The sequence below is a fragment of the Acidimicrobiales bacterium genome, assembly GCA_035540975.1.
Classification (GTDB): domain Bacteria; phylum Actinomycetota; class Acidimicrobiia; order Acidimicrobiales.
Genome location: DATLFN010000097.1, coordinates 1 through 5184 on the forward strand (window position 1 = coordinate 1; position 5184 = coordinate 5184).

General features: G+C 75.4%; 4 protein-coding genes. 3 read left to right on the forward strand and 1 reads right to left on the reverse strand.

Features of this window, described 5'->3' with window-relative positions; genetic code table 11:
* The coding region (locus VM242_10655) for an NYN domain-containing protein (protein ID HVM05625.1) at positions 1-487 on the forward strand (487 nt) is incomplete at its 5' end.
* Between the two features lie 193 nt (positions 488-680).
* On the opposite strand, the gene VM242_10660 is transcribed toward VM242_10655, so the two are convergent.
* Positions 681-2498 (reverse strand): sigma-70 family RNA polymerase sigma factor, encoded by a 1818-nt coding sequence (locus VM242_10660; protein ID HVM05626.1) that lies wholly within the window; start codon positions 2496-2498, stop codon positions 681-683.
* Between the two features lie 190 nt (positions 2499-2688).
* Here VM242_10660 and VM242_10665 point away from each other — a divergent pair, with 190 nt between their 5' ends.
* Both VM242_10665 and VM242_10670 read left to right on the forward strand, forming a co-directional pair.
* Positions 2689-4665, forward strand: coding sequence for a serine hydrolase (locus VM242_10665; protein ID HVM05627.1), 1977 nt, complete (start codon positions 2689-2691; stop codon positions 4663-4665).
* Positions 4666-4829: 164 nt separating this feature from the next.
* On the forward strand, positions 4830-5184 hold a 355-nt coding region (locus VM242_10670), incomplete at its 3' end, for a hypothetical protein (GenBank protein ID HVM05628.1).

A 5184-nucleotide genomic window follows, 5' to 3' on the forward strand; every position in this document is an offset into this window, starting at 1 on the left:
CCGGGCGCCTCCCCCGGCTGCGCCACCCCGCCCCAAGAGGCGGCCTCCGCCGCTGCCGCCCGGCGTCCACGACGACACTGCCGAGGCGGCCGCCCACCTGGTGCGGGCCCCCGGCGTGCTGGTGATCGTCGACGGCTACAACGCGGCCAAGTGGCTGTGGCCGGACCTGGCCCTGCCCGACCAGCGCGACCGGCTGGTCGACGCCCTGGCCGAGCTGGAGGCCCGCACGGGGGCGGCGATCCACGTGGTGTTCGACGGCGCCGACGTCGCGCCCGCCCGCACCGGCCCCCGCCGGCGGGTGCGGGTGTCGTTCTCACCTGCCGGCGTGGAGGCCGACGACGTCATCCTGGAGATGCTGGACGGCGAGCCGGTCGCCAGGGCGGTCGTGGTGGCGTCGAACGACCGCCGGGTCCAGGACGGCGCCCGGGACCGCGGGGCGGCCTCCATCTCCGTCCCCCAGCTGGCGAGCGTCCTCCGGCGGGCGTGACCTCGACCTCGTTCGTTCGCTTCGCTCACTCCACTCGGTCGAGTCGGATCGTGCTGCGGCGGGCGAGCGGAGCTCGCGCCGCCTCCGCCCTGTCCCTTCTCGGTGGTCCGCAGCCGTCGAGGCCGCCCGCGGCGGCGAGCGCGGCCACGGACCCTGGCGATTGCGAACGCGGCGAACGAATGAGGTCGACGGCTCAGCACGGCAGGACGGTGAGGGTGACCGGCGCCGACGTCCCCCGGTTGCCGAGCTGGTCGACCGCCTCCACCGTGAGGGTGACCGTGCCGGCGGCGGCGAACGGCCCGACGGTGGCGCCGTAGGTGCCGTCCCGGCCGAGGGTCATCGCCACCCGCCCCGCCGGCAGCACGACCTCGGCGCCGGCCACGCCGCTCTCGTCGGTCACCGTCGCCACGACCCGCGACGTCTGCGGCGTGCACACCGACGACGTCCCCGCCCGCCGCAGCGTCCGAGGTGACGCGGCGACCGGCCCCACCGCGGGCGGGCGGCCCACGCCGGCGAGGACCCGTACGGACACCGGCTGGCGCCCGCCGTCGACCCCGACCGCCACCTCCAGCGGGCCCTCGGGGAACGCGGCCCGGTCCAGGGTCAGCACCAGGTCGGTGCCGGCGTCCGGCGCCAGGGTGCCCCCGCCGGGCGCGACGGTGAGGCCGGCGGCCGGGGAGCGGGCCGACCACGCCGCCTCGCCCGGCCCCTGGTTGGTGACCCGCACCCGGGCCGTGGTGCCCGTGGTCCCCAGGTCGACCGTCTCCGACGACACGGTCAGGGTGGGCGACGGCAGCGTGGACGCCGGACCGGTGGTGGTCGCCGGCGTCGTGGTGGGCGGGGCGGTCGGCGCCACCGCCGGTGGCCCGGTGGCGGCGGGCGTCCCGGAGGCGGGCTCCGACGGCGCCGGCGCCGGGACGGTCGCGCCGGCGCCACCGGGAGCGGCCACGATCGTGGTGCCGCCTCCGCCAACTGCGCCGGTCGCCGCCGCCGCCGCCGTCGTCCCGCCCGCCGGGTCCTCGTCAGCGGTCAGCTCGGTGGGGCCGGTCCCGCCACCGGTGACGGCGAGGAGCAGCAGGGCGACGACCGCCGCCACCGCCGCCGCCGCCCCCCAACCGGCGAACCGGGGCCGGCGGCGGGTGACGGGGTCGGCACCCGGGAAGCCGTCGTCGCGGTAGCCGTCGGGTCGGGGAGCGGGGCCGGCCCCGAGCGCCGAGGTGGCCGCCGCCAGGACGGCGTCGCGCCGGTCGGCCGCCATCGGCACGAGAGGCACGGCGCTCAGCAGGGCGACCGGCGAGAGGGTGCGGGCGCGGGTGTCCTCGCACGTCTCGCAGCCGTCCACGTGGCGGGCCACCTTCTTGCGGACCACCATCGAGAAGCGACCGTCCCAGCCGGTGAGCAGCCGGGCCAGGTCGGCGCAGTCCCGGCGGCCGAGGCGGGCGACCAGGAAGGCGCCCAGGGCGCGTTCGACGCGCTGGCGGGCGCGATGGGCCAGCACGTGGGCGTGGGCGGGGGAGACGCCGAGGGCGTCGGCCAGCTCCCCGCCGTCGAGCCCCTCGCGCACGGTCAGCTCGAGCACGAGGCGATCGCGGTGGTCGAGGGCGGCGGTCGCGTCCCACACCAGCCGGGCCAGCTCCGACCGCTCGGCCGCCGTGGCCGGGCCGGGCACGGGCGGACCGGGGGCAGCGCCGGCGTCGGCCAGCGCGCTCATCTCCGGCTCCGGCGTGTCCCGGCCCCGGCGCCGGATGGCGGCCAGGCAGACCGTGCGGGCGATGGCGAACAGCCACGACCGCAGCTTCGACGGGTCCCGCAGGTTGCCCAGCTGCTCGGCCGCCCGCACGAACGTGTCCTGGGTGGCGTCGGCGGCGTCGCTCGAGCTGCGGAGGAAGGAGTACGCGAACCCGTGGACCCGGTCGACGTACCGCTGGTAGATCGCCGCGAACGCCGCCCGGTCGCCGCCGACGGCGGCGGCCACCAGCTCGGCGTCGGAGCGGGCGTCGTCGTTGCCCATGGTTGTGCGCACGGTACCGACCTCACGGCCGGCCGTCGTGGTGTGCGTTCACGCCGGGTGGACGCGCCGGCCGCCCCGGTGCTTACAGGTGGCCGGACCTTTTCTGGCCGGGCGTGTAAGGCGGGGCCCACCCCATCGCTCTCCCCAGCGCCCGGGCACGTCGCTCGAGCGCCCCGAGGGAGGGACTCCGATGATCCGCAGCCACCGCAGCAACCGCAGCAACCGCCACGACCGCACCGACCGCCACATCCACGGCACCACCACCCGCCGGCGGCGGCTCCCGGCGGCCCTGGCCACCGCGGCGGCGTCGCTGGCCGGCTCCATGACCATGCTGTCGGGGACGGCGTCCGCCGCCCCGCTGACGCCCACCGCCCTGTTCGACCCCCCGGCGACGGCCTGGGTCTCTCTGCGCAACCTGACCAGTGCCCAGTTCGGGGCCCGCTTCGACGAGCTGTCGGAGAAGGGCTACATGGTCACCGACCTCGAGGTCGACGTGATCGGCGCCGACTACCGGGTGGGCGCGGTGTTCCAGGAGAACCCCGACGGCCGGGGCTGGTACTCGCTGCGCGACCTCACCGACGCCCAGTTCGGGGCCAAGTGGGAGGAGCTGAAGGACGCCGGGTTCCGGGTCGTCGACCAGGAGACCTACGTCGTCGGCGGCACCCGCTACTTCGCCGGCGTGTGGGTGCAGAACAAGGAGAACGTCGGCTGGGCCTCCTACCGCGGCGTCACCTCGGCTCAGTTCAGCGAGAAGTTCGACGAGTACAAGGCCAAGGGCTTCCTGCCCGTCGACGTCGAGGTGTATCCCGTCGGGTCGGGCCTGCGTTACGCGGCGGCGTGGGTCCAGAACACCGAAGGCCTGTCGTGGAAGTTGCGCCGCGGCCTCGACGACGCCACCTTCTCCTCGACGTTCGAGACCTACAAGGCCGAGGGCCTGCGCATGGTCGACGTCGAGTCGGTCCGCACGGGCGCCGGCCAGCGCTACGCCGGCATCTGGGTGGAGAACCGCAACGGGCGCCGCTGGGTCGAGCGCCGCGACATGGACGCCACCGGCTACCGGAACCGCTGGAACCAGATGCGGGACGAGGGTTACCGGCTGGTCGACTACGAGAAGTACGAGACGGCCGGCGGCGTCCGCTACGCCGGCATCTGGCGGCAGAACAGCGACCGCCCGGACTGGGCACTTCGCACGTGGGTGGACGACGAGGTCAAGGCCGAGCTCGAGGAGTTCGACGTCCCCGGGATCAGCGTGGCCATCGCCCACCAGGGCAAGGTCGTCTACCAGCGGGGCTTCGGTCACCAGGACGTGGAGGCGAACGTGCGGATGCACGGCGGCTCGGTCCTGCGCATCGCCTCGGTGAGCAAGGCGGTGGCGGGCGTCCTGCTCATGCGGATGCTCGACCGCCACCCGGAGCTGGACCTGGACGACCCGGTGCGCGAGTACCTCCCCCTGCCCGAGCACCACAGCTACACGGTCGGGCAGTCGGCCTCGAACCGCAGCTGCGTGGAGAGCTACCCCGAGCCGTTCGACAGCAGCGAGTTCGACCAGTACGACACGGCGTGGGCCGCCGTCCAGGCCCACATGGACGAGCCGCTCGGGTGCACGCCCGGCCAGTACCTCTACAGCACCCACGCCTACGACGTCCTCGGTGCGGTGTTCGAGAAGCTGGAGGGAAAGCCGATCGGCGACATCGTGCGTGAGCAGATCACGGCGGCGTCGGGCGCCGACAGCCTCCGGCCCGAGATCGCCGGCTCGCCGGTGAAGGACCAGGCGACGCTGTACGACTCCGACACCAACGAGGCGTTCGACCCCGACAACCTCAGCTCCAAGGTCCTCGGTGGCGGCCTCCAGTCCACCGCCCCCGATCTGGTGCGCCTCGGCCTGTCGGTCCTCGACGGCAGGATCGTGGACGACACGGCCCGTGAGGACATGTGGACGCCGCCCGCCGGCAGCTACGCCTACGGCTGGGACGTGGGCACGGCGGACGACAAGACCACCCGGGTGGTCGGCAAGGCGGGGGGCCAGCCCGGAGCCAAGTCGTACCTGCGGATCTATCCGGACGACGACATCGTGATCGCCGTGCTCAGCAACCGGTGGAAGGGCGGGCACAGCGCCAGCGGCCTCAGCAAGGCGATCGGCGAGAAGATGCTGGCCGAGCTGGGCTGACGAGGATCGGCGGCGGGAACCGGTGCGCCACGTGCGCACCGGCTCCCCGGCGCGTGCACGCCCGGGGGTCCCGCCGGAGCGGATTTTCTGCGCCGGACCTGTAAGGGATCCGGCGCCGGCGCGCTCCCACCCGTGCACACCGCAACCGGGAAGGGAGCCCAGCGATGACCACCGAGACGATCACCACCGAGAGCACCACCGAGGCCGAGGAGGCCGGGACCGCCGCCGCCGGCGGGACGGCGACCGCCGACGCCCGCCGTCCCGCCCGCCGCCGCCGCCTCGGCGCCCTGCTCGTTCTCAGCGCCGTGGCGGCCGCCGGTCTCGCCGTGGCCGGCCCGTCCGGCGGCTCGGCCCCGTCCTCGTCCGCCACCGGGGGGACCGCGGCCGCTTCCGCCGACGACGCCGGGGGCGGAGGGGTCGACGGCTCCGACGACTCGGGCGCCGCCGGCGAGCTCGAAGGCTCGGCCGAGGGTGAGGGCGACGCCGGCGTGCCCGCCGGTTCGGACGCGGGGAGCCTTC